Raw genomic sequence first — 21,896 nt, forward strand, 5'->3', positions numbered from 1 at the left:
CACCGCTGACGAGGCTGTAAGCATGACCTCCTCAGTGCTACAGGCCACCCGACTCGTCAAGACCTTCGGATCCACCACCGCCCTGGCCGGAGTCGACCTCACCATCCGCCGCGGAGAATCCGTCGCCGTGATGGGAGCGTCCGGCTCGGGCAAGACCACCCTTCTGCACGTCCTCGCCGGCATCACCACCCCGGATCAGGGCGAGGTGACGTTCACCCCCGCAACCGGCGAGGCCGTGCAGGTCACCACCCTCGGCGAGACCGGACGCTCGAAGCTGCGCCGTGACAACTTCGGCTTCGTCTTCCAGCAGGGGCTGCTGATGCCCGAACTCACCGCGGTGGAGAACGTCGCGCTGGCTCTCATGATCACCGGGGTCGGGCGGGCCGAATCGACCGAGCGCGCCGCATCCTGGCTCGCCGCCCTGGGCCTGGGCGGCATGGAGGACCGGCGCATCGGCGAGCTCTCCGGCGGACAGGCGCAGCGGGTCGCCATCGCCCGCGCCCAGGTGACCGGCGCAGAGGTCGTGTTCGCCGACGAGCCCACGGGGGCGCTGGATTCGCGCACGTCTGGTGAGGTCATGGACGCGCTGCTGTGGGCGACGACGCAGCAGGGGCGCACGCTCGTGGTCGTGACGCATGATGCCGACGTGGCCGCCCGGTGCGCGCGCACGATCTCCGTGCGCGACGGCCGCCTCATCACGGCGGGGGCGTCGGCATGAACCCGCGCGTCCTGGCCCTGTTGATGCGGCCGACACCCGGGCAGAACGATGTGCTGGTCCTCCCGCTCATCGCGTTCGCCACCGTGAGCGCACTCGTGCTCACCGTCATCGGCGGCGCACAGTCGTTCTGGGGGTGGGATGACCCGGAGGCGCCGATCTACCACGCCCTCGCCGCCATCGCGCTGGTCCTGCTGGTCGTGCCGCTCCTGACCCTCGGGGGTGCCGCCGCGCGACTCTCGGCCCGTCGTCGGGACGAGCGCCTGTCCACTCTCCGTCTCCTGGGAGTGACCCCCGCCGGCGTCGTCCTGGCGACGGTGGTCGAGTCCGCCCTCCTCGCCGCCGTCGGCGCCCTGGCCGGGCTCGTGCTCCACATCCTCCTCGTGCCACTGGTGGGCCTCATCCCCTTCCGAGGCGCCGCCCTGGGCGCGGGAGCGGTCTTCGTACCCGTGCCCACGACCCTCGCGATCCTCGTCGGCATCGTGCTCCTGGCCGCGGGCAGCGCGGCCATCGGCCTGCGCAAGGTCGTCATCTCCCCGCTCGGCGTGCGCACGCGCACGGTCGTCACGAAGCCGCACTGGATGCGCGCGGTTATCACGGTGGCCGCCCTCGTCGCGGCGTTCGTGCTGATCTCGCTCGTGCCCTCGGCCGCCAGCATGCTGCCGACCATCATCGTGCTCACCGCCGTCTTCGCGATCGCGTTCGCCGTGCTCAACGTCATCGGTCCGTGGGTGCTCGGAATCCAGGCGCGCCGGCGGCTTCGCCGCGCGGATCGCCCGGATCAGCTGCTGTCCGCACGCACGGTGCTCGAGTCGCCCAAGGCGGCCTGGCGGCAGGTGAGCGGGATCGCGATGGCGAGTTTCATCGCCGTCTTCGCCGGCAGCGCCGTGGCGGCCCTGGAGGTCATGGGCAGCGGATCGCGCGAGGACATCCAGCTCGCCGCTGACATCCGCACGGGCGTGATCATCACCCTGGTCGCCTCGTTCCTCATGGTGGCGGCATCCGTCGGTGTGAACCAGGCCGCCGAGATCCTGGACCGGCAGGAGCTGCACCGCAGCCTCCACCGCCTGGGCATGCCGGTCGAGACGGTCGAGCACGCCCGCCGCGGGGCGATCATGAGTCCCCTCCTCATCACCGCCATCGGCTCGGCCGTGTGCGCGGGCGTGCTGATCTTCCCGCTGCTGGGCATCGCGCTCATCACGGCCCCCGCGTCGCTCATCACGATCGCGACCGTCATCACCGCCGGCATCGTCGTGGTGTGGCTGAGCACGCGGGCAACGGCGCCGGTCCTGCGCCGCGCCTTCGCCGCCGGCTGAACCGCCGCCCGCGCTGCGCGGGCTCAGCGGTGTGCGGCGTTCCGGGTCAGTTCGGCCCGGAACGCCGCCGCGCGGTCCACAGCAGGTACCCGCTCAGCGTCGTGACCACGGTCACGCCCGCGCTCACGAGCGCACTCTGCCGTGACTTCCACCGGCTGTCACGCGCGATGAACTGACCCACGGCGTTGATCAGAGCTGCCGTGATGACGCCGGCGACCAGCCGGTTCCCGATCCGCTCGGCCCGGCCGACCAGCGGCTCCAGCTCCGCCGCCCGCAGGTGCACCTCGAGCCCGTTGCGGTCCACCGCGGCGATCGCGCGCCGCAGGCGCGTGGGCAGCTCCAGGGCGAGGGTGCCGGCGTCGGCGGAGGCACGCGCCAGCCGGGTGGCGATGGCCGCCGGGGCGAACCGTTCGCGCACGAGGCGCCGGGCATACGGGGTGAGCACGGCGGTCAGATCGAACTGCGGATCGAGCTGGACCCCGATGCCCTCGATCATCATGAGGACCTTGAAGATCAGCGCCACTTCGCGCGGCAGCTGCAGCCGCTGCTCCCGGAGGAGCGCGAGCATCTCGCCGGCCAGGCGGGCGAACCCCACCTCGGCGAGGGAACGGTCGGAGTACAGCGCCACGAACGAGCGCAGCGCCTCCCGGAATTCGTAGCGATCCACATTCCCCCGGGTCACCGAGACGCCCTCCAGCGCGTCGGCCAGGGCGTCGGGGTTGCGGAGGGTGAAGGCGATGAGGAAATCCGCGAACCGATCGCGCAGCTCCTCATCGATCTCGCCGACCATGCCGAAATCGATGAGGGCGATGCGGCCGTCGGGGTGCACGAAGAGATTGCCCGGATGCGGATCGGCGTGGAAGAAGCGGTGCTCGAAGACCATGCTCAGCACGATGTCGGCACCGGTGCGCGCAAGCGCACGCCGGTCGACGCCCGCGGCGTCGAGGGCAGCGAGATCGTTGATCTTGATGCCCGTCATCCGCTCCAGCGTGAGCACGCGCGAGGTGGTCCGCTCCCAGAAGACGCGCGGGATGAGGACCTCGGGCCGGTCGGCGAACTGCGCGGCGAAGCGCTCGGCGTTGTGAGCCTCGCGGCTGTAGTCCAACTCGGCGCGGAGGGTCCGGGAGAATTCGCGGACGATGCCCCGGACGTCGTATTCCCGCGCCGGCGCCCACGCGCGGTCCACGCGCGTGGCGAGGCCGTTGAGGATCTCCAGATCCTCCTGCACCTGCCGCACCGCGTCGGGGCGGCGCACTTTCACCACGACCGAGGTGCCGTCCTCCAGCTTCGCGGCATGCACCTGACCGATCGACGCGGACGCGAGCGGCGTCCACTCGAACTCCGCGAACAGCTCCTCCGGCTCGGCTCCGAGCTCGCGCTGGATGGCGTCGCGGATGTCGGCCGCAGGCACCGGGGGCGCCGCATCCTGCAGCTTCGACAGTTCGATGATGTAGGCCGGCGGCAGGAGGTCGGGCCGGGTGGAGAGCAGCTGGCCGAGTTTCACGAAGGTCGGGCCGAGCTCCTCCAGCGCGACGCGCACCCGCTGCGGCACCGTGTACGACCGGGTCTGCGCGTGGGTCGCGTCGCCGCGACGGACCGGCACCCACTTGGCGAGACCCGTCGCACCGGCGAGGAAACCGAGGCCGTGACGCGTCAGCGTGTCGGCGATCTCCTGATACCTGCTGAAGTGGGCCCTCACCGGCGGTCTGACCCGGTGCCGGAGGAGGACGGGATGCAGGGGGGAGTCACCCTCGTTTGCGCCATCGTCTCATTGTCGCCGAGCCCATGTGCGCGGGCAAGGATACCCTGTGTGCCGCGTCCGCGCTGGCTGGGCTGGACGCAGATGTGCGGAGCGTAAAGTTGCTCTCTTGATGGACCGAGCCAGATGGGCGCGTTCGACGGAGGTTCTGTGGCCGGAAATGCGACCACTCGCTTTGACAATGTCTCGCTGCTGTCGGTGGCGAGCACATTGCCTGGACGAGTGACGACATCCGAGGAGATCGAGGATCGTCTCTCGTCGGCACTGCGGCGGCTGAAGCTGCCGGGGGGCCTGCTCGAGCGCGTCGCCGGGGTCCGCGAGCGCCGCAACTGGGCGCCCGGGGAATCCTCCGACGACGCCACGGTCGCGGCGGGACGGCGAGCCCTGGCAGAGGTCGGCGTCGACCCCTCGGACGTCGGTCTTCTGATCAACACCTCCGTCTCGCGCAAGCACCTGGAGCCGTCCGTGGCCGTGCGTCTGCACCACGGGCTCGGGCTGCCCAGTTCCGCCATCAACTTCGACGTCGCCAACGCGTGCCTCGGTTTCGTCAGCGGCATGAGCCTCGCGGCGAACATGATCCAGTCGGGTCAGATCCGCTACGCCATCGTCGTCAACGGCGAGGACGCCGACGAGATCCAGACCAACACGATCCGCCGCCTGTCGGGTACCGACATCGGCCGATCGAGCTTCATGAGCGAATTCGCCTCACTCACCCTCGGCTCCGGGGCAGCCGCCGCGGTCCTCGGGCGCACGGACGAGCATCCCGACGGCCACCGGATCCTGGGCGGGGTCACCCGCGCGGCGACGCAGTTCCACGACCTGTGCGTCGGCAGCGTCGACGGCATGTTCACCGATGCGAAAGCGCTCCTCAAGGGCGGCCTCGACCTCGTGGTCTCCGCCTGGAAGGAAGCGTCCGGCCCGTGGAACTGGTCGTCGATGGACCGGTACATCACCCACCAGGTCTCCTCCGTGCACACGAATGCGATCGTGAAGGCGGCGAAGCTGGACCGCGCCCGCCTGCCCGTGACCTTCCCGAAGTACGGGAACGTCGGACCGGCGTCGATCCCCATCACCCTCGCCGAGGAGCAGGCGACGCTGAACCGGGGCGACCGCGTGCTCCTCATGGGCGTCGGATCGGGCCTGAACACCGCGATGATGGAACTGGCCTGGTGAGCGCCGGCGCGACGACGCCGCCGCCGGGTCTCCCTGGTCTCGAGCCGGGGTTCAGCCGGATCGTGGCGGTCCCCGGCGTCGGTGTGGATTCCGGCGCCGTGCGGGAATGGCACTGTCTCGACACCGGCCCGGAGCTGGCACGCCTGGGCGTCCCGGTGGTGGGCACCATCCTCGCGGTGCACGGCAACCCGACCTGGTCCTACCTGTGGCGTGCGCTCGTGACGCAGTCGGTGCGCGCGGCCGAGCGCGGCGACCCGGCATGGCGCGTCGTGGCGGTCGACCAGCTCGACATGGGCTTCTCCGAGCGCACGGACGTGGATCGGCCGCTCGCGCAGCGCGTCGCCGACCTCGGCGCCTTCACGGCGGCGCTCGGTCTGGACGCGCCGGTGGTCACGCTCGGCCACGACTGGGGCGGGGTGGTGTCCGCCGGCTGGGCGGTCGATCATCCGGAATCCCTCAGGGGCGTCATGCTGCTGAACACGGCGGTCCACCACCCGGAGGGCGTCCCCATCCCCGCACCCCTGCGGCTCGCCGGTGCCCGCGGAGTCCTCGCCGCCTCGACGGTGGCCACCACCGCGTTCCTGGACACCACGCTCGCCCTCGCCACCCCCGGAGTGGATGCGGCGACCCGCCGGGCCTACCGGACTCCCTACGGCTCGGCCGCCCGGCGTCGCGCGATCGGCGGCTTCGTGGCCGACATCCCCGCCGACCGCCGGCACCCCAGCCACTCCGAGCTGGAGCGCATCGCCGCGGGCGTCGCCGAGCTCGAGGTGCCGGCGCTCCTGCTGTGGGGCCCGGAAGACCCCATCTTCAGCGACCGCTACCTCGACGATCTCCTGGACCGCCTGCCGCACGCCGACGTGCACCGGTTCGAAGGCGCGAGCCACCTCGTCGCCGAAGACCGCCCGTACGCGGAGGCGGTGCTGGCCTGGCTCCGCGAGCACTGTGATCGGCTGGCCGCCCCCGGCACGACCTCGCCGGCGCATCCGGGACCGGATGCCGACGACTCGGTGTTCACCCCCATCTGGCACGGGCTGGAGGAACGTCGCGCCGACGACGAGACCGCCATCGTGGACATGTCCCCCACGCGCACCGGCGCCATCCGCCGAGTGAGCTGGCGGCAGCTGGACGATCGCGTCCGGCGCCTGGCCGCGGGCCTCTCCCGCATCGGCGTCCGCAAGGGCGACCGGGTGTCGCTCCTCGTGCCCCCCGGCCCGACGCTCTCCGCCGTCGTCTACGCGTGCCTGCGGATCGGGGCGGTCATCGTCGTCGCCGACGCCGGCCTCGGCATCCGGGGCCTGACGCGCGCCGTCCGCGGGTCGTGGCCCGACTTCATCATCGGCGAGACCCTCGGACTCACCGCCGCGCGCGCCCTGGGCTGGCCGGGGGTGCGGATCTCGGCCGCGCGGCTGCCGAAGGCGGCATCCGTGGCGCTCGGCGTCTCCTGCAGCCTCAGCGACATCCTCGCCACCGGCACCGGCCAGCCGCTCCCCGAGCCGCCCGGGCCCGGCGACGACGCCGCCATCCTCTTCACGTCGGGGTCCACCGGCCCGGCGAAGGGGGTCGCCTACACGCACGGCCAGCTCGCGGCGCTCCGCGACGTGCTCGCCGATCATTTCGGGGTGACGCAGGAGACGGGCCTGGTGACGGGGTTCGCGCCGTTCGCGCTGCTGGGCCCCGCCCTGGGAACGCGCTCGGTCACGCCCCGGATGGACGTGTCGTCGCCGCGGACGCTCACCGCGACGGCGGTGGCCGCCGCCGTGCGCGAGTCGGGTGCGGGCATCGTGTTCCTCTCCCCCGCCGCCGTCCTCAACGTGGTGGCGACGGTGGATGCCCTCACGGCCGAAGACCGCGCCGCGCTCGCCGGCGTCCACACGTTCCTCTCCACCGGCGCCCCCATCAGCGCTCGCCTGCTCGAGTCGGCCGCCGAGATCATGCCGAACGCGACCCCGCACACGCCCTACGGGATGACGGAGTGCCTTCTGGTCACCGATGTGACCCTCGACGGGGTGCACGACGCCGCGCAGGCTCCGGATGCGGGCGTGTGCGTGGGCATGCCGATCGGGGCCAACCGCGTGCTGGTGAGCGCGCTGGACGCGGACGGCCGCGCGACGGGCACGCCGACGGCGGAGCCGGGGGTCCTCGGCGAGATCGTCGTCTCCGCCCCCCACCTCAAAGACCACTACGACCGCCTGTGGCTCACCGACCGGGAATCCGCCCGGGGCACCGAGGGGCTCGATCCCTTCGAGCCCGGCGCGCGCTGGCACCGGACCGGCGACGTGGGGCACCTGGACGAGCACGGCCGCCTGTGGGTGGAGGGGCGCATGCCGCACGTCCTGGTGACCGCGGACGGCCCCCTCGCCCCCGTCGGGCCGGAGCAGGAGGTCGAACGCGTCGAGGCGGTGCGCCGGGCGGCCGTCGTGGGGGTCGGACCCCACGGGCTGCGCCAAGCGGTCGCGGTCGTCGAGACCATCCCGCCGACCAAGCGGCCGGCCCTAGCCGAGCCGGGCCTCGCCGCCGCCGTGCGGGAAAGCACCCGCACCCCGCTCGTCGCCGTCCTGGCCGTGCCGCACCTGCCCACCGACATCCGGCACAACTCCAAGATCGACCGGTCCCGGCTCTCCCGGTGGGCCGAGGGGATCCTCGCCGGCGGAAGGCCGACAGCGCCGTGATCGTCCTCGTCACCGGAGCCTCGGGCTTCCTCGGACGCGCGGTCGCCGCGCAGCTCATCGCCGACGGCCATCGCGTGCGCACCCTGCAACGACGTCCCTCCGGTGTGGCGGGAGCCGCCGACGTCCTCGGCTCGATCACGTCGCCCGCCGACGTCGAGCGCGCCGTCGAGGGAACCGAAGCGGTCGTGCATCTCGCCGCGAAGGTGTCGCTGGCGGGCGCCGCATCCGAATTCCGCGATGTCAACGTGGGTGGGACGCGAGCCCTTCTCGACGCGGCCGAACGGGCCGGAGCATCCCGCTTCGTGCAGGTCTCCTCCCCCTCGGTCGCGTATGCCGGCGCGGCGCTGGCGGGCGTCGGGGCAGAACCGGCCGATCCCGCCAGGGCGCGCGGGGACTATGCGCGTACGAAGGCGGAGGCGGAGCTCATCGCACTGGGACGCCATTCGCCGTCGATGCACGTCGTGGCGGTACGTCCGCACCTCGTGTGGGGTCCGGGCGACACGCAGCTGATCGAACGGATCGTGGCGCGGGCGCGAGCGGGGCGGCTGCCCCTCCTCAACGGCGGAACGGCTCTCATCGACACGACCTACATCGACAACGCCGCCACCGGCATCTGCGCCGCGGTGGAGCGGGCCGAACAGGCCGGCGGCCGCGCCTACGTCCTCACCAACGGCGAGCCCCGGCCCGTGGGCGACCTGCTCGCGGGCATCTGCCGTGCGGTCGGTGTGCGGCCCCCGCGGGTGAGCATCCCGGCGTGGGTCGGGCGCACCGCGGGCTCGGTCATCGAGCGGGCATGGGCGATCAAGCCCGGTGTCGACGAGCCTCCGATGACCCGGTTCCTCGCCGAGCAGCTCTCGACCGCGCACTGGTTCGATCAGCGCGACACCCGCCGGGCACTGGAGTGGTCGCCGGCGGTGTCGATCGACGAGGGCCTGCGCCGCCTCGCCCTCGCCTACGCACCCTGACGCCCCCTCCCCCTCCCCCTCCCCCTCCCGCCCCCAGCCGAGACACCACATTCCGGCTGAGACACCGTGCGTTGCGCGGTGTCTCAGCCGTTTTCGCGTGTTTCGTGGTGCGCTCGCCTGGCGGCCGCTAGTGTCGGGCCGCAACGCAGGGGCGGATAATCCACCACGAGGAGGCGCCATGCTGCTGGCAGGAAAGACGGCCGTGATCTATGGCGGAGGCGGCTCCATCGGCTCGGCCGCCGGCGAGGTGTTCGCCCGGGAAGGGGCGCACGTCGTCCTGGCGGGACGCACCCTCGATTCCCTCGAGCGCACCCGGGACACGATCCGCGCACAGGGCGGCCGGGCGGATGCGGACGTGGTCGATGCGCTCGACGAAGACGCGGTGGCCCGCCACCTCGCCGACGTCGCGCGGACCCAGGGGCGCGTGGACGTCGTGCTCAACGCCATCGGCGCCGACCACGTGCAGGGCCATCCGATCGGCGAGACGTCGCTGGAGCAGTTCCTCGACCCCGTCGTGACCTACCTCAGCGCGGCGTTCGTCACCGCGAAAGCGGCTGCCGCAGTCATGACCGTGCAAGGATCCGGCGTCATCCAGAACATCTCGACACCCGGTGCCCGGCTGGGCGGCGTCGGGATCATCGGCAACGCCGCCCAGAGCGCCGGGCTCGAGGGGTTCTCGCGCGCGCTCGCCGCCGAGCTCGGACCGGCCGGGGTGCGGGTCCTGTGCGTGCGGCCGCACGCGCTGGCCACCGGAGCATCCGGTTCGTACACGCGCCGGATGTTCGGCCGCATCGCCGCGCGCGCGGGGATGTCGACGGACGAGTGGCTCTCGGGCGCCGCGGCTGGATCGGCGCTCGGCCGCCTGCCCGGGGCGCGGGATGTCGCGGAGTATCTCGCCTTCGCCGCATCCGATCGTGCCGCGGCGATGACGGGCGTCGTGGGCAATCTCACCGCCGGAGCCATCCTCGACTGACCCTAGGCCGCCCGTCCCAGCCGAGACACCAGAAAACGACTGAGACACCGCGCGTCGCGCGGTGTCTCAGTCGTTTTCGCGTGTTTCAGCGTGCCCGGGTGCTCACCCAGGCCCCGGGCGCGAGCCGCTCAGAGGTCGCGTCGGCGGATCGCCACGGTCGCGGCGGCGAGGATGAGGGCGACCCATCCGGCCAGCCCGGCCAGCGCGACCAGTGAGGGGATCTCCGACGGCGTGCTCCCGATGGCGGCCTGGCTGAGCGTGAGCGGCAGCGCCTGCCCCCACAGCGGCCACGCACCGGTGGCGAGCACGGCGACGCCCTGCGTCATGAGCTCCAGCACGACGGCGCCGAGCATGATCAGCACGCCGGCGAGCTGGCTGCGCGCCAGGACGCCGATGCCGAGGCCCAGGAGCGCGAGCAGCGCCACCACACCCGTTCCGCGCGCCATCACGGCGGCGATGTCGGGGATCCCGATCTCCAGCGTCGTGCCGGTCGCGGGCAGCGACACCAGCAGTGCGACGAGGCTCACGATCGCATACGCAGCACCCAGGACGAGCCCGGTCACCGCCGTGGCGCCGACCTTCGCCGCCAGGATCCGTCCGCGCCGCGGTTCTGCCAGCGCGGTGGGCACGATGCCCCCGAACCGGTAGTCCGTGGTGCCGGCGAGCACACCGAGCACGAGGACGGCGAGCGCCGCGATGCTGAGCGATCCGCCGCCGCCACTCGCGCCGAGGGGGCTCAACGACGCCAGCTGGGCGGATGCTGTCGCCACACCGGATGCGGGCAGGTCGTCGCCGAGGGCGTCGGCGCCGGGGCCGATGGTGCCGCTGGCGAGGGCGGGCAGCAGGACGACGAGCACGAGCTGGGTGGCGACCAGGCCGAGCACGCCGACGGCGAGGGCGACCTTCGTCGCAGCCGTGGTGGTCAGCTTCAGGAGTTCTCCGCGGAACATCAGCGCACCCCCGCCCGGCTCGCGGTGACGTCGAGATAGAACCGCTCCAGATCCCCGCCGTGGGCGGAGACGAGGGAGGCCATGTCACCCGCGGCGACGACGCGCCCGTGCGCGATCACCACCACATCGTCGGCGACGAGGGCCACCTCGGAGAGCACATGGGACGAGAGCAGCACCGCGCCGCCCGCATCCGCGAAGGCCCGGATGCGCTCGCGCAGCCAGTGCATGCCCTCGGGGTCGAGGCCGTTGGCGGGTTCGTCGAGCACCAGCACCGTGGGCTCGCCCAGGAGTGCGGCGGCGATCGCGGTGCGCTGGCGCATGCCGAGGGAGTACCCCGCCACGCGACGGCGGGCGGCGGCCGTCAGCCCCACTTCCTCGAGCACGGCGTCGACCCGTTCGGATGCGGCGCCGATCTGGGCGGCGACGATGCGAAGGTGATCGCGGCCGCTCCGGCCGGGGTGCAGTCCCCCGCCGTCGAGGACGGCGCCGACGGTCCGGGCCGGATGGGGAAGCTCCGCGTACGGGCGACCGTGGATGTCGGCGACGCCGGCGTCGGGGGACGCCAGGCCCAGGAGCATGCGGATGGTGGTGGTCTTGCCGGCCCCGTTGGGTCCGAGCAGGGCCGTGACGCGCCCGCCGCGGGCGTCGAATCCGACGTCGTCCACGGCGGTGTGCGCACCGAAGCGCTTGGTCAGCCCGCGCGCGGCGAGGGCTGGTGTGTGGTTGTTTTCTTCCATACCGCCAGCGTCGCCCTGGCGGCGGACGAGCACCCCGTCCGCGAGGACAGTCGGCCCTGGCCGCCCGAACAGAACGCTCGGCCGGCGAGGGCTCCGCCGTCACGCGCCGGCGCGGACGGTCAGCCGAGTGACCGGCAGACGCGCCGCGGCATACCTCAGCACCCGCGGGGCGAAGAAGCGATGGAGATGCGAGATGACCGCCCACATGCGCCTGCCGGACGGGGTGGCCCGGTGCACCGCCGTCACCAGCGACACGGAGTCCCCCGCCACCACGACGACGACCTGATCCGCGGAGCGCGGAGACTCCACCCTGCCCCGCAGGACGCCGAGCTCCGACACGGCGATGGTGTAGTCGCCGATCCGGTCCGGCGATCCCGGCCGACTCAGCATGACGCCGAGCAGCCCGCGCGTGACCGCCCGGAGGAGCAGCGGACGGTCGTCGATGAACATGGCTCGCGCCCACTGCTCGGCCGACCAGCGGTCGGCTTCCGGGAACTCCAGCGTGAAGGCATCGAGGTAGTCGTAGCGGGGCAGGGTCACCAGCTGCGCGAAACGCGGCGGCACGCGGCCGACCCCCACCACGGACCGAACAGACCACCGCGAATGGCTCATGTGAATCCCTCCTCGTCTCCGCCAGCCTCCGCCGCGGAGCCCGCCGGCGCCCTCCCGCGACCGCCACGGTGCGTCGCGATACTGCCGTGTCACGGCGACCGCGGTCATGCGGATACCGGCCGCGGGTCAAGCCCACCGCGATGGGGGCGGAGTGCCGGTACCGTGCTGGCATGAAGGCCATCGTGTACTCCTCCCCCGGCGACTCCTCCGTCCTCTCCCTCGTCGACCGCGATCCGGCGGAACCGGGCCAGGGCGAAGTACGCGTGCGCGTCGAGGTGTCCGGCGTGAACCCCACCGATTGGAAGGCGCGGGTGGGAACCACCCGCCGCGACGACTTCGCCGAGATCGTCCCGAATCAGGATGGCGCGGGGGTGGTGGATGCGGTCGGCGACGGTGTCACGGATCTCCGGGTCGGCGACCGGGTGTGGCTGCACCTCGCGCAGCACGGGCGCCCCACCGGCACCGCGCAGGAGCAGGTGGTGGTGCCCGCCGCGCGCGCGGTCAGGCTGCCCGAGGGCGTCGACATGGCGGTCGGGGCTTCTCTCGGCGTGCCCGCCATGACCGCGCACCGCGCGCTCACCGTGCACGAGCACGGCCCGGCACGACTGCATCCCGGCGCCCTGGAGGGTCGCACGGTCCTGGTGGCCGGCGGCGCGGGTGCGGTGGGGCACGCCGCCATCCAGCTCGCCCGATGGGCCGGGGCCACCGTGATCGCGACGATCTCGTCGCCCGCCAAGGCGACGCTGGCCCGTGCCGCCGGCGCCGACCACACGGTCGACTACACCTCCGAGGATGTCGCCGCCCGCGTGCGCGAACTCGCGCCGGACGGCGTCGATCACATCGTGGAGGTCTCGATCGCCGCCAACGCGGAGGTGGATGCCGCCATCGCCGCCGATCACGGGTCGATCGCGTACTACGCCGACGACGGCGGCGAGACGTTCGCGATGCCCATCCGCCCGAGCTTCGCGAAGAACCTCCGCATACAGGGGGTCCTCCTGTACACCGTGGGTGCCGAGGCGTGGGAGGCCGCGGCAGCCGACATCACGGCGGCGCTGGAGGACGGCGCGCTCCCCGTGGGAGAAGAGGCGGGTCTGCCCCTCACGTGGTTCTCGCTGGCCGAGACGGCGGCGGCGCATGACGCCGTCGAACAGGGGACGGTGGGCAAGGTCCTCATCCGGGTGTGAGCCCCGCAGCGCTCAGCCGCGCACGTGGACGCCCAGGTGCGCGGCGAACATCTCCGCCATCATGGCGAGCTGGTCGTGGTCGATCGTGGCTCCGGCCAGGCCCGCCGGCCCGTCCACGGCGTCGAACCGCAGCCCCCGCAGGTCCACGTGTTGGAGCCGGCTGGCCGCCAGGTCGAGACGGCCCGCCGTGCAGCCCTCGAACGCCACGCGGTTCAGCCGCGCACCGCTCAGGTCGATCTCGTCGAACCGGCAGTTGCGGAAGACCACGTCGCGAAGCTCGCCGGCGCGCAGGTTGATCCAGCCGATCTTCGAATCGGCGACGACGACGTCCGAGAGCGCTGCGTCGTACAGCTCGACGGAGCCCAATCGCGACGCGAGGATCTCGACCTCGCGCAGGCGCGTCCGCCCGGCGCGCAGGGTGGGCGCGTTGAGGCGGTCGATGCGCACCTGCGAGAACTCCGCGGCCTGCAGCACCGCGTCGTGAGCCGACCACTCGGAGAGCTCGCATTCCAGGAACCGCGCGCCGGAGAGGTCCCTTCCGGCCACATCCGCGCCGGTGAACCGGGATGCCTCGTAGGAGCCGCCCGCGCGCAGATCGCGTGCGTCGGCATCGGCCAGAGCCGGAAGGTTCGGGGATTGGATGCGGGGCTGCTGCAGCGGGGTGGGTCGGGTCACATCATCCAGTCTGCGCCCCGCCACCACGCCGCTCGTCCCTCCCCGGCACACACCGCCGACGATCAGACGGCGAAGCCCAAGGAGCCGAGGGCCACCGTGACCATGTCGACGAAGGTCGTCTCGCGCTGCTGCGCGGTCATCTCCTCCTCGCGCAGCAGATGGTCGCTGATGGTGCCGACCATGAGCGTCTCGATGCCCTCCGCCGCACCGACGGCGTAGAGGCCGGCGGCCTCCATCTCCACGGCCAGGACGCCGTGCGCGGTGAGGCCGGCCGTGGTCTCCGGGCGGACGCCGTAGAAGCTGTCGCTCGTGAACACGGCGCCCACGTGAGTGCGCAGGCCCCTGTCCGTGGCGACGGCGACGGCGTCGCGCAACAGCGCGAACGAGGGGGCATGACTGAAGTGCACACCGGGGATGCGCAGCTCACTCATGGCCGAATCCGTGTGCGCCGCGGAGGCGATGACGACATCGCCGATCGCGACGTCCTCCTGCATGGCACCGAGCGTCCCGGTGCGCACGATGCGGGTGACGCCGAAGGCCCGCGCGAGCTCGGTGGCGTAGATCGACACCGACGGCATACCCATCCCCGATGCCAGTACCGAGATCGGGCGGCCGCCGATGGATCCGGTGAACCCCAGGATGCCGCGCACGTCGGTGACCAGCCGCGGCTCGTCGAAGAACGTCTCCGCGATGCGGCGCGCGCGGCGGGGGTCGCCGGGCAGGAGGACGTCGGAAGCGAAGTCGCCGGGGGCGGCGGCGATGTGAGCAGTGGTCATGGCGACCTTTCGGGTGGGGACGGGGCTCGTCAAGGCGACGGCTCGAAGACCAGGGTGACAGCAATGGCACCCATCGGCTCGCCCGCGGGCGCTCTCTGTGCAGCCTCCGCGCTGCTCGAACTCCTCAATTCCGCCGCCGTAGGCGCTGGTTGGGACGGTTTCGACCGCACTCACTCACGGTTTTGAGGAGTTCGGAACTGCGCGGGCTCAGGGCAGGCCGGGGAGGGTGTCGGCGAGGACCTCGAGCACGTGCCGGTAGGCGTGCCCGGTCGCCCGCGTCATGCCGAGCTCGCACGTGCGGTTGAGCGAGGCGTGCGCCACCGACCCGCCGGCTGCGACCTCGGCGGCCTCCGGCGCGGTGGCCGAAGCGGTGAGTTCGGGATGCAGCATCCCGCGATCTCCGGCGAAGGCGCAGCATCCCCAGTCGTCGGGGACGTGCACCTCGTCCGCGGCGGCGGCAGCCACTCGGGCGAGGGCGGGGTTGATGCCCATGCGGGTCGACGAGCACGTCGGGTGGATCGTGAGCGAGGCGACGCGATCCCCGGCCGGAAGACGCTCGAGCACCACCTCGTCGACGAACTGGACGGCGTCGAGAACGCGGATGCCCGCGTCGCCCGCCGCCTCCAGCAGCACTTCCAGGCCCTCCGTGCAGGACGAGGCGTCGCACACGACGGGCAGCCGGCCTTCGCGCGTGGCCGCCCGCAGGGATGCGGCGACACGGTCCTTCATCGCCGCGTACCCGTCGGTCAGTCCCTTCGACTTCCACGGCGTCCCGCAGCACAGCGACGGGATGTCGGCCGGCGTCGCCAGCGGCACGTCCGCTCGCGCGCACAGCTCGCGGAACGATTCGGATGCGCCGCGCGCACCGGGTTCGGCGGGGCCGAACATCGTCGTGGTGCAGCTGGGGAAGTACACCGCGACGGCGCCCGGTTCGGTGAACGGCCGGCGCTTCGCACCCCCCGCGGGCAGGTCTCCGCTGTACTTCGGAACCACGTCATCCCCGAGCACGGCCCGCGCGACCGTCGTGGCCGCCGCCGGCAGTGCCCCCGGAACGGCATCCGCCACCGACAGCGCCATCCCGCCGACGCGACTGACCGTGCCCCACTGCTTCGCTGCGAGCGTCCACCCGGCCTGTGCGAGCGCGTTCTGGTTCTCCGCGCGCAGACGCCGCACGAGGTCACCGGTGTTGATGAGCACGGGGCACGCGGTCTGGCACATGCCGTCCACGGCGCACGTCTGCACGCCGTCGTAGTCGTACTCCGACCGCAGCTGCTCGGCGAGCGCGGTGTCGCCGGCAGCTTCGGCCCGCGCCATCTCCCGCCGCAGGACGATGCGCTCACGGGGCGTGAGGGTCAGGTCCTTGCTGGGGCACACCGGCTCGCAGTAACCGCACTCCACGCACCGGTCGACCTCCTCCTCCACGGTGTGGACGATCTTCAGGTCGCGCACGTGGGCGCTCGGGTCCTCGGCGAGGAGCACCCCCGGGTTCAGGAGCCCCTCCGGGTCGACGAGCGCCTTCAGCTCGCGCATCACGTCGTACAGCTCGTCGCCATACTGGCGGCGCACGAACGGCGCCATGATGCGGCCGGTGCCGTGCTCGGCCTTGAGCGTGCCGCCCTGGGAGAGGACGAGTTCGACCATCTCCTCCGTGAAGGCCTCGTAGCGCAGCAGCGACCGGGGGTCGTCGAAGCGTTCGTTGAGAAGGAAGTGGATGTTGCCGTCCTTGGCGTGCCCGAAGATCACGCTGTCCTCGTAGCCGTGCCGGTCGAACAGCTCGATGAGGCTCGTGCACGTGTCGAGCAGTCGCTCCACGGGGACCGCGATGTCTTCCAGGAGCGCGGTCGTCCCGGAGGGACGTGCCCCCGCCACCGCGGTGAACAGTCCCTTGCGGATATGCCACAGCTGCGCGCGGATCGCCGGGTCGGTCGTGAGCACGGCCGGCACGGCCAGCTCCAGCGCCGACAGCAGCGGACCAGACGCCGACACGAGCTCGTCCAGCCCGCCGGCCGTCTCGGCCTGGTGCTCGACGAGCAGCGCCGCGTGTCCGGCGACCTCGAGCCCCCGCAGCTCGGCCGTGGCGTCGGGGTCGCGTTGCGCGACGCGCAGGCTCGTGGCATCCATCAGCTCGATCGCGGCGAATCCCGCTGCCACGAGGGCCGGAAGGGCCGCGGTGGCCGCATCCAGCGTCGGGAACACCAGGAGCCCCGTCGCGACGTGGGTGGGCATCGGCACGGTGCGGAAGGTGGCCTCGGCCACGAACGCCAAGGTGCCCTCGCTGCCGATGACCAGGTGCTCGAGGATGTCGATCGCGCGATCGTGGTCGACGAACGAGTTGAGGCCGTAGCCCATCGTGTTCTTGATGGCGTAGAGCTTCTCGATCGTGCGCAGCGAGGCGGGGTCGGCCCGAACGCGGTCGCGCAGGGCGAGGAGTCCCGTGTGGATGCGCGGCTCCCGGGCCCGGAGGATCTCGTCCGCATCCGGCGACGACGTATCGATGACGGTGCCGGAGGGCAGGACGAGGACCGCGGAGTCCAGCGTGCGGTACGTGTTGGCGTGGGTGCCGCAGCACATGCCGCTGGAGTTGTTGGCGACCACGCCCCCGATCGTGCAGGCGATCTCGCTCGCCGGGTCGGGCCCGATCTTGCGCCCGTGCCGCGCGAGGCGGAGGTTGACCGCCCGCACCGTGGCGCCCGGGCCGGTCTGCACGCGGGCGCCGTCGTCGAGCACCGTGATGCCGCGGAAGTGCGTGCGCGTGTCGATGAGCACACCGCCGGTTCCGGCCTGACCGGACAGGCTCGTCCCGCCCGAGCGGAAGGTGACGGGGACGCCGGACTCGTGCGCGGCGCGCATGGTCGCCGCCACGTCGGAGGCGTCCTTCGCCTTCACGACGGCCTGGGGGGTCAGGAGGTAATGGGATCCGTCATGGGCGGCCGCGAGCCGGTCGGTCGCGCGGGTGCGCACGTCGACACCGGCCGTGCCGAGGTTGCGCAGCAGCTCTGCGGCGGGCGCGGGCAGCGTCGCCGTACCCGTGGGGTCCATTGCCATCGTGCATCACCCTTCGCAGTGATCGACCGGGGAACGTCGGGAACGCGTCAGGCCATGATCCATCCGCCGTCGACGCCGAGGGTCTGTCCGGTGATGAATGACGCGTCGTCTCCCGCCAGGAACGATACCGCCGCAGCGATGTCGGCCGGCATGCCGCGGCGCGGGAGAGCCTGAACCTCCGCCTGCGCGGCGGCGATGGCGTCCTGATCGGGGAAGTTGGCGATGTCGGCCTCGGTCTGGATGGATCCCGGCGAGACGGCGTTGACGGTGATGAAGTCCTGCCCCACCTCCCGCGCGAAGGCGCGCGTGAAACCGACGACGCCTCCCTTCGAGGCGACGTAGTCGACGAGGTTCCGCATCCCGAGCGCGAACGTCACCGACGAGATGTTCACGATCCGCCCCCATCGGCGTTCGCGCATGTCGCGCGCAGCGGCCCGCGAGCACAGGAACACCGAGCGGAGGTTCACGGCCATGAGCTCGTCCCAGTCGGCGACCGAGACGCTCTCCCACGGCCGGTGCACGCCGGTGAGCGCGGCGTTGTTCACGAGCACGTCCACCCGCCCCTCCTGCTCGAGGATCGACGCGAAGGCCCCGTCGACGGCGGCCTCATCGGAGACGTCGGCCACGATGCCGCGCCACCCGGCCGACCGGGCGACCTCCTCGACGGCGGCATCGACGTCGATCACGACCACGCGATGCCCGTCCGCGGCCAAGCGCTCGGCGATCGCACGGCCGATGCCGCGGCTTCCTCCGGTGACGACGGCCACCCGTCCTGTTGCGCCCTCAGTCATGGCTCGCACCCGCCTCCTGTTCCGGTGTCCATCTGGATTCGGCTTTTCCCGCGACATCGACACGCGCACGGAACACCGCACCGGCGTGCGGCTCGTCGACATCCTCGGCGGCCGTGGTGAGGAGCACTTCGTCCAGCTGCGGGCCGCCGAAGCACAGCGACGTCACCTGCGACGCGCCGGGGGTGCGGATGACGTGCGTGCGCCGGCCGTCACTGTCATACCTCTCCGCGCGGCCCCCGCCCCACAGGGCGATCCACAACCCGCCGCCGGCGTCGAGGCACAGCCCGTCGGGGAGCCCGTCGACGCGCACGGCCTCCTCGACCTGCGCGATACCGCCGTCCGGATCGAGGCGGTAGCGGTACACCACGCGATCGAACGTGTCGGCGTGGTATGCGGTGCCGTCGGCGTCGAAGTCCAGCCCGTTCGACAGCGTGAGTCCGGAGCGCACGACGGTGGGCGCGGCCGCGTCGAGGCGCCACAGCACCGCGGCGCGGGCGTCTGCTCCTCGTCCCACCGTGCCGACCCACAGCCGCCCCCGCGGATCGACCCGCGCGTCGTTGGTGCGCCCGTGCCGGTCGGCGAGGTCGGGGAGAGGGTGCTCCCGCTCGATCCGCCCTTCCCGCAGCACGAGGATGCGGTCGCCGGCGACGACGCCCTCACATCCGTCGCCCGCGTCGAAAACGGCCGAGACCGTTCCCCCGAGTTCGGTGCGCTCGAGAGGTCCGTCGGATCGGGCGCGCAGCACCGATCCGGTCTCGATGTCCACCCAGTGGTAGGCACCGCCGAACCAGCGCGCGGACTCCCCGAGTCCGTGCCCCGTGGCCCACCAGAGTTCTGCGTCTACGTCCATGTCCTTGCGCCTTCCGGTTCAGCCCGCGGTGGCCGTGGGAGTGAGTGCACGGATGAAGAGATCCGGGTGGTCGACGAACACGCCGTCCACCCCCGCCTCGAGGAGCTCGCGCCACTCACCGACGTAGTCCCCGTGGGCGGCCGGGTCGTCCCCCCGCCGGTAGCGGGGTGCGAGGAACGTGTTCTCGGGGCGCAGCGTCCACACGAGAGGCCGCCATCCCTCGCCCCGGATCGCGCGGACCGCCGCCGCGGCGCCCTCCGGATGCTGCAGGACGAGGTCCTTGTCGATGCTGAGGTAGGCGGGGCCATCCCCGTCGCGCCCTGCGGGACCGAATGCGGCCTCGGCCTGCTCGAGCACCTGGGCGAGTGAGCCGCCCTCCCGCAGGAGGGCGCTGTCGCCGCGAAATCCGGCTGCGCGCATGCGCCGGAGCGCCTCCGGCTCGAAGCTCTCCACCAGAACGGTGCGCGTGCGGCCGTCCGGCCGCGGGGAGGCGGCGAGCACGTCGATCACCGCACGCTCGAGATCCAGCCCGTGCGCGCGCAGGTGGTCCGAGTGCTTCAGCTCGATGACCAGCGCGCACTCGCCCCCGGCGGTGTCGTCCACGAGACCGATGAGCTCGGCGAGCGTCAGGACGGCGCCGCCCTCGCTCGCCGCGCTGCCGGGGCGCAGGTGCGGCCAGCGCTCGTGCCGGCGCAGCCCCTGCAATTCGACGCTCGTGAAGTCCTCCGCGAACCACCCGTCGCGCGAGGATCCGTCGACGACCTTGACGGTGCGGCGCTCGGCGAACTCCGGCCTGCGGGCGACATCGGTCGTGGCCGACAGCTCCGTCTCGTGCAGCACCATCGGCACGCCGTCGGCCGAAAGCACGACGTCGGGTTCGACGGCATCCACGCCGAGCCGGATCGCCGTCTCATACGATGCGCGGGAGTGCTCGGGGCGATGTCCCGGTGCCCCGCGGTGGCCGATCACCCACGGTGTGCGGAGACGGCTTCCTCGTTCAGTCATCCGCGCCGGCCACGACGCGCCGCGACTGCGCGCCGAGCCCGTCGATCTCCACCTCGACACGGTCGCCGTCGGCGAGGTACGGGAACCGTCCGGACAGCGCGACACCCTCGGGCGTGCCCGTCAGCACCAGATCGCCAGCCTCCAGCCGCACGTACTGGCTGAGGTGCCACACCAGGAACTCGACGGGGAAGATGAGATCGGCGGTCGTGGAGTCCTGCCGGACCTCTCCGTTGACGCGGCTGCGGATACCGAGGTTGCCCGGGTCGATCTCGTCGGCGGTGACCAGGAAGGGGCCGGCGGGCGTGAATCCGGGCGAGATCTTGCCCTTGGACCACTGTCCGCCGGGACGTTCGAGCTGGTACTCGCGCTCCGAGACGTCGTCGGCGAGGACGTATCCCGCGATGTGCGCCCACGCGTCCGACGGGTCCTTCAGCCGGTACGCCGGCGTGCCGATGACAACGCCGAGCTCGACCTCCCAGTCGGTCTTGCGGCTTCCCGGAGGGAGCACCAGGTCATCGTCGGGACCGCACAGGGTGTTGGGGGTCTTGAGGAACAGGATGGGCTCGGTCGGAGCGGCAGCGCCGGACTCGGCGGCGTGGGCTGCATAATTCAGCCCGATGCACAGCAGAGCGTGGGGCCGCGCGATCGGCGGTCCGAAGCGGCGAGCTTCGTCGGCGGGCAGCTGCGGGAGGCTCCCGTCCTCCAGCGCGACGGCCACGCGCGCGCGGGCGGTGGGGTCGGCGAGGAAAGCACCGTCGATATCGGCCGTGATCGGCGTGAGGTCGAACAGGGCGTCGCCGCGCGCCACGACCGGTTGCTCGGCCCCGGGTCGGCCTACTCGCGCGAATCTCATCCGTTCCTCCTGTTTCGGCATGCGGGTGTTACAGTTTACTTATCAAACTTTCAATGCGCATCGCGAATCGCGGTGTGCAGAGGGGGAACAACATGGCCGCATCCGATGAGACGGTCACGCGACCCAGATCCCACACGGTCGGTGTGCTCTCGAAGGCGGTGGACGTTCTCGAAGCGCTGGTCTTCGGCGAGGCGCAGACGTTGCGCGAGATCGCCGAGGCGAGCGGGATCGAGAAGGCTGCCGTCTACCGCATCCTGAACACGCTCGAGGAACGCGGGCTCGCGATCCGGGATGCGCACAAGCGCTACGTGCCCGGTCCGCAGCTGCTGGCCATGTCGTCGGCCCTCATGAAGGGGCAGGACGTCGTCGCCGACCTCCTGCCGGTCATGAACGACCTTCGCGACGAATTCCACGAGACGGTCAACCTGGGCGTGCTGGTCGGCGATCACATCCAGTACCTCGCGATCGTGGAGAGTCCCCTGAGCCTGCGGATGACCGCTGAGGTCGGCAGTCTGCACAGCGCGCGGTCCACGGCACTCGGCAAGGCGATCCTCGCCTCGCTCGACGACGACCAGCTGCGCTTCGCACTGGGTGCGGACATGCCCGACGGCGACGAGGCACGCATCCTCCAGGACGATCTGCAGCAGACCCGTGATCGTGGGTATGCGATCGACTTCGAAGAGAACGAGCGCGGCGCCATCTGCGTCGCCGCCATCGTCGGCGGCGCCGGCCACGGCAGGCAGCACGCGCTGAGCGTCTCCGGACCGATCACCCGCATGACCCCGCCGGTCATCGAACGCCTCGGCGCGCGGCTGCGGGAGCTGAGCGCCCGCAGCCGCTGAGCG

19 protein-coding genes are annotated in these 21,896 nt (G+C 72.1%); 8 read left to right on the top strand and 11 right to left on the bottom strand.

The window, feature by feature from the left end; all coding sequences use genetic code 11:
- The first annotated feature begins 22 nt into the window (after positions 1 to 22).
- Positions 23 to 718 carry an ABC transporter ATP-binding protein gene (locus tag E4K62_RS15600; RefSeq protein WP_135069060.1) on the top strand — a complete coding sequence of 232 codons (696 nt, stop codon included), beginning with the start codon at positions 23 to 25 and terminating at the stop codon, positions 716 to 718.
- Positions 715 to 2,031: an FtsX-like permease family protein gene (locus E4K62_RS15605; RefSeq protein ID WP_135069063.1), complete on the top strand. Its 1,317-nt coding sequence runs from the start codon at positions 715 to 717 to the stop codon at positions 2,029 to 2,031. Before E4K62_RS15600 ends, E4K62_RS15605 begins: the two co-directional genes overlap by 4 nt.
- A 46-nt stretch (positions 2,032 to 2,077) precedes the next feature.
- On the opposite strand, the gene E4K62_RS15610 is transcribed toward E4K62_RS15605, so the two are convergent.
- On the bottom strand, positions 2,078 to 3,730 hold the full coding sequence (locus E4K62_RS15610; protein ID WP_135069067.1) for an ABC1 kinase family protein: 1,653 nt from the start codon (positions 3,728 to 3,730) through the stop codon (positions 2,078 to 2,080).
- A gap of 186 nt (positions 3,731 to 3,916) precedes the next feature.
- On the opposite strand from E4K62_RS15610, the gene E4K62_RS15615 reads away from it, so the two are divergent.
- The 4 genes from E4K62_RS15615 (at position 3,917) to E4K62_RS15630 (ending at position 9,573) form a co-directional block, all read left to right on the top strand.
- Positions 3,917 to 4,963 (top strand): 3-oxoacyl-ACP synthase III, encoded by a 1,047-nt coding sequence (locus tag E4K62_RS15615; protein WP_135069070.1) that lies wholly within the window; start codon positions 3,917 to 3,919, stop codon positions 4,961 to 4,963.
- Positions 4,957 to 7,635 carry an alpha/beta fold hydrolase gene (locus E4K62_RS15620; protein ID WP_282445002.1) on the top strand — a complete coding sequence of 893 codons (2,679 nt, stop codon included), beginning with the start codon at positions 4,957 to 4,959 and terminating at the stop codon, positions 7,633 to 7,635. The genes E4K62_RS15615 and E4K62_RS15620 overlap by 7 nt, the downstream gene beginning before the upstream one ends.
- Positions 7,632 to 8,600, top strand: a complete 969-nt coding sequence (locus E4K62_RS15625; RefSeq protein ID WP_135069076.1) for an NAD-dependent epimerase/dehydratase family protein — start codon at positions 7,632 to 7,634, stop codon at positions 8,598 to 8,600. The genes E4K62_RS15620 and E4K62_RS15625 overlap by 4 nt, the downstream gene beginning before the upstream one ends.
- Before the next feature lie 178 nt (positions 8,601 to 8,778).
- Positions 8,779 to 9,573, top strand: a complete 795-nt coding sequence (locus E4K62_RS15630; RefSeq protein ID WP_135069079.1) for an SDR family NAD(P)-dependent oxidoreductase — start codon at positions 8,779 to 8,781, stop codon at positions 9,571 to 9,573.
- A 128-nt stretch (positions 9,574 to 9,701) separates the two neighbouring features.
- Here E4K62_RS15630 and E4K62_RS15635 read toward each other — a convergent pair whose 3' ends face one another.
- The 3 genes from E4K62_RS15635 to E4K62_RS15645 all read right to left on the bottom strand — a co-directional run bounded on the left by E4K62_RS15635 (position 9,702) and on the right by E4K62_RS15645 (position 11,872).
- Positions 9,702 to 10,523 carry a hypothetical protein gene (locus E4K62_RS15635; RefSeq protein ID WP_135069082.1) on the bottom strand — a complete coding sequence of 274 codons (822 nt, stop codon included), beginning with the start codon at positions 10,521 to 10,523 and terminating at the stop codon, positions 9,702 to 9,704.
- Positions 10,523 to 11,260, bottom strand: coding sequence for an ABC transporter ATP-binding protein (locus E4K62_RS15640; protein WP_135069085.1), 738 nt, complete (start codon positions 11,258 to 11,260; stop codon positions 10,523 to 10,525). Before E4K62_RS15640 ends, E4K62_RS15635 begins: the two co-directional genes overlap by 1 nt.
- Positions 11,261 to 11,359: 99 nt before the next feature.
- Positions 11,360 to 11,872 carry a hypothetical protein gene (locus E4K62_RS15645; RefSeq protein ID WP_135069088.1) on the bottom strand — a complete coding sequence of 171 codons (513 nt, stop codon included), beginning with the start codon at positions 11,870 to 11,872 and terminating at the stop codon, positions 11,360 to 11,362.
- A 170-nt stretch (positions 11,873 to 12,042) separates the two neighbouring features.
- On the opposite strand from E4K62_RS15645, the gene E4K62_RS15650 reads away from it, so the two are divergent.
- On the top strand, positions 12,043 to 13,056 hold the full coding sequence (locus E4K62_RS15650; protein ID WP_135069091.1) for an NADPH:quinone reductase: 1,014 nt from the start codon (positions 12,043 to 12,045) through the stop codon (positions 13,054 to 13,056).
- Between the two features lie 12 nt (positions 13,057 to 13,068).
- Here E4K62_RS15650 and E4K62_RS15655 read toward each other — a convergent pair whose 3' ends face one another.
- The 7 genes from E4K62_RS15655 to E4K62_RS15685 all read right to left on the bottom strand — a co-directional run bounded on the left by E4K62_RS15655 (position 13,069) and on the right by E4K62_RS15685 (position 21,051).
- Positions 13,069 to 13,731: a pentapeptide repeat-containing protein gene (locus E4K62_RS15655; RefSeq protein WP_167747812.1), complete on the bottom strand. Its 663-nt coding sequence runs from the start codon at positions 13,729 to 13,731 to the stop codon at positions 13,069 to 13,071.
- 62 nt (positions 13,732 to 13,793) lie between these two features.
- Complete coding sequence (gene deoD, locus E4K62_RS15660; RefSeq protein ID WP_135069097.1) at positions 13,794 to 14,507, bottom strand: purine-nucleoside phosphorylase; 714 nt, start codon at positions 14,505 to 14,507, stop codon at positions 13,794 to 13,796.
- A 207-nt stretch (positions 14,508 to 14,714) separates the two neighbouring features.
- A complete protein-coding gene (locus tag E4K62_RS15665; RefSeq protein WP_135071459.1) occupies positions 14,715 to 17,546 on the bottom strand; it encodes an FAD-binding and (Fe-S)-binding domain-containing protein in 2,832 nt (943 codons plus the stop codon).
- 53 nt (positions 17,547 to 17,599) lie between these two features.
- Positions 17,600 to 18,343 (bottom strand): SDR family NAD(P)-dependent oxidoreductase, encoded by a 744-nt coding sequence (locus E4K62_RS15670; protein ID WP_167747813.1) that lies wholly within the window; start codon positions 18,341 to 18,343, stop codon positions 17,600 to 17,602.
- The gene (locus E4K62_RS15675; RefSeq protein ID WP_135069103.1) at positions 18,336 to 19,193 is read right to left on the bottom strand and encodes an SMP-30/gluconolactonase/LRE family protein; all 858 of its coding nucleotides are present in this window, start codon (positions 19,191 to 19,193) and stop codon (positions 18,336 to 18,338) included. Before E4K62_RS15675 ends, E4K62_RS15670 begins: the two co-directional genes overlap by 8 nt.
- Before the next feature lie 18 nt (positions 19,194 to 19,211).
- Entirely contained in the window at positions 19,212 to 20,198 is a 987-nt protein-coding gene (locus E4K62_RS15680; RefSeq protein WP_135069106.1) for a glycerophosphodiester phosphodiesterase family protein, read from the bottom strand.
- Entirely contained in the window at positions 20,191 to 21,051 is an 861-nt protein-coding gene (locus E4K62_RS15685) for a fumarylacetoacetate hydrolase family protein (RefSeq protein WP_135069108.1), read from the bottom strand. The genes E4K62_RS15680 and E4K62_RS15685 overlap by 8 nt, the downstream gene beginning before the upstream one ends.
- 92 nt (positions 21,052 to 21,143) lie before the next feature.
- Between E4K62_RS15685 and E4K62_RS15690 the strand changes: the two genes are divergently transcribed.
- On the top strand, positions 21,144 to 21,893 hold the full coding sequence (locus E4K62_RS15690) for an IclR family transcriptional regulator (RefSeq protein WP_167747814.1): 750 nt from the start codon (positions 21,144 to 21,146) through the stop codon (positions 21,891 to 21,893).
- Positions 21,894 to 21,896: the final 3 nt, after the last annotated feature.

The organism is Microbacterium wangchenii (genome assembly GCF_004564355.1).
Lineage (GTDB): Bacteria > Actinomycetota > Actinomycetes > Actinomycetales > Microbacteriaceae > Microbacterium > Microbacterium wangchenii.

What these genes read in the sequence shown, in the direction of transcription:
- E4K62_RS15600 (WP_135069060.1), top strand. Translation starts at nt 23, where the DNA reads ATGACCTCCTCAGTGCTACAGGCCACCCGACTCGTCAAGACCTTCGGA.
- E4K62_RS15605 (WP_135069063.1), top strand. Translation starts at nt 715, where the DNA reads ATGAACCCGCGCGTCCTGGCCCTGTTGATGCGGCCGACACCCGGGCAG.
- E4K62_RS15615 (WP_135069070.1), top strand. Translation starts at nt 3,917, where the DNA reads ATGGGCGCGTTCGACGGAGGTTCTGTGGCCGGAAATGCGACCACTCGC.
- E4K62_RS15630 (WP_135069079.1), top strand. Translation starts at nt 8,779, where the DNA reads ATGCTGCTGGCAGGAAAGACGGCCGTGATCTATGGCGGAGGCGGCTCC.
- E4K62_RS15635 (WP_135069082.1), bottom strand. Translation starts at nt 10,523, where the DNA reads ATGTTCCGCGGAGAACTCCTGAAGCTGACCACCACGGCTGCGACGAAG.
- E4K62_RS15640 (WP_135069085.1), bottom strand. Translation starts at nt 11,260, where the DNA reads ATGGAAGAAAACAACCACACACCAGCCCTCGCCGCGCGCGGGCTGACC.
- E4K62_RS15645 (WP_135069088.1), bottom strand. Translation starts at nt 11,872, where the DNA reads ATGAGCCATTCGCGGTGGTCTGTTCGGTCCGTGGTGGGGGTCGGCCGC.
- E4K62_RS15650 (WP_135069091.1), top strand. Translation starts at nt 12,043, where the DNA reads ATGAAGGCCATCGTGTACTCCTCCCCCGGCGACTCCTCCGTCCTCTCC.
- deoD (WP_135069097.1), bottom strand. Translation starts at nt 14,507, where the DNA reads ATGACCACTGCTCACATCGCCGCCGCCCCCGGCGACTTCGCTTCCGAC.
- E4K62_RS15665 (WP_135071459.1), bottom strand. Translation starts at nt 17,546, where the DNA reads ATGGACCCCACGGGTACGGCGACGCTGCCCGCGCCCGCCGCAGAGCTG.
- E4K62_RS15670 (WP_167747813.1), bottom strand. Translation starts at nt 18,343, where the DNA reads ATGACTGAGGGCGCAACAGGACGGGTGGCCGTCGTCACCGGAGGAAGC.
- E4K62_RS15675 (WP_135069103.1), bottom strand. Translation starts at nt 19,193, where the DNA reads ATGGACGTAGACGCAGAACTCTGGTGGGCCACGGGGCACGGACTCGGG.
- E4K62_RS15680 (WP_135069106.1), bottom strand. Translation starts at nt 20,198, where the DNA reads ATGACTGAACGAGGAAGCCGTCTCCGCACACCGTGGGTGATCGGCCAC.
- E4K62_RS15685 (WP_135069108.1), bottom strand. Translation starts at nt 21,051, where the DNA reads ATGAGATTCGCGCGAGTAGGCCGACCCGGGGCCGAGCAACCGGTCGTG.
- E4K62_RS15690 (WP_167747814.1), top strand. Translation starts at nt 21,144, where the DNA reads ATGGCCGCATCCGATGAGACGGTCACGCGACCCAGATCCCACACGGTC.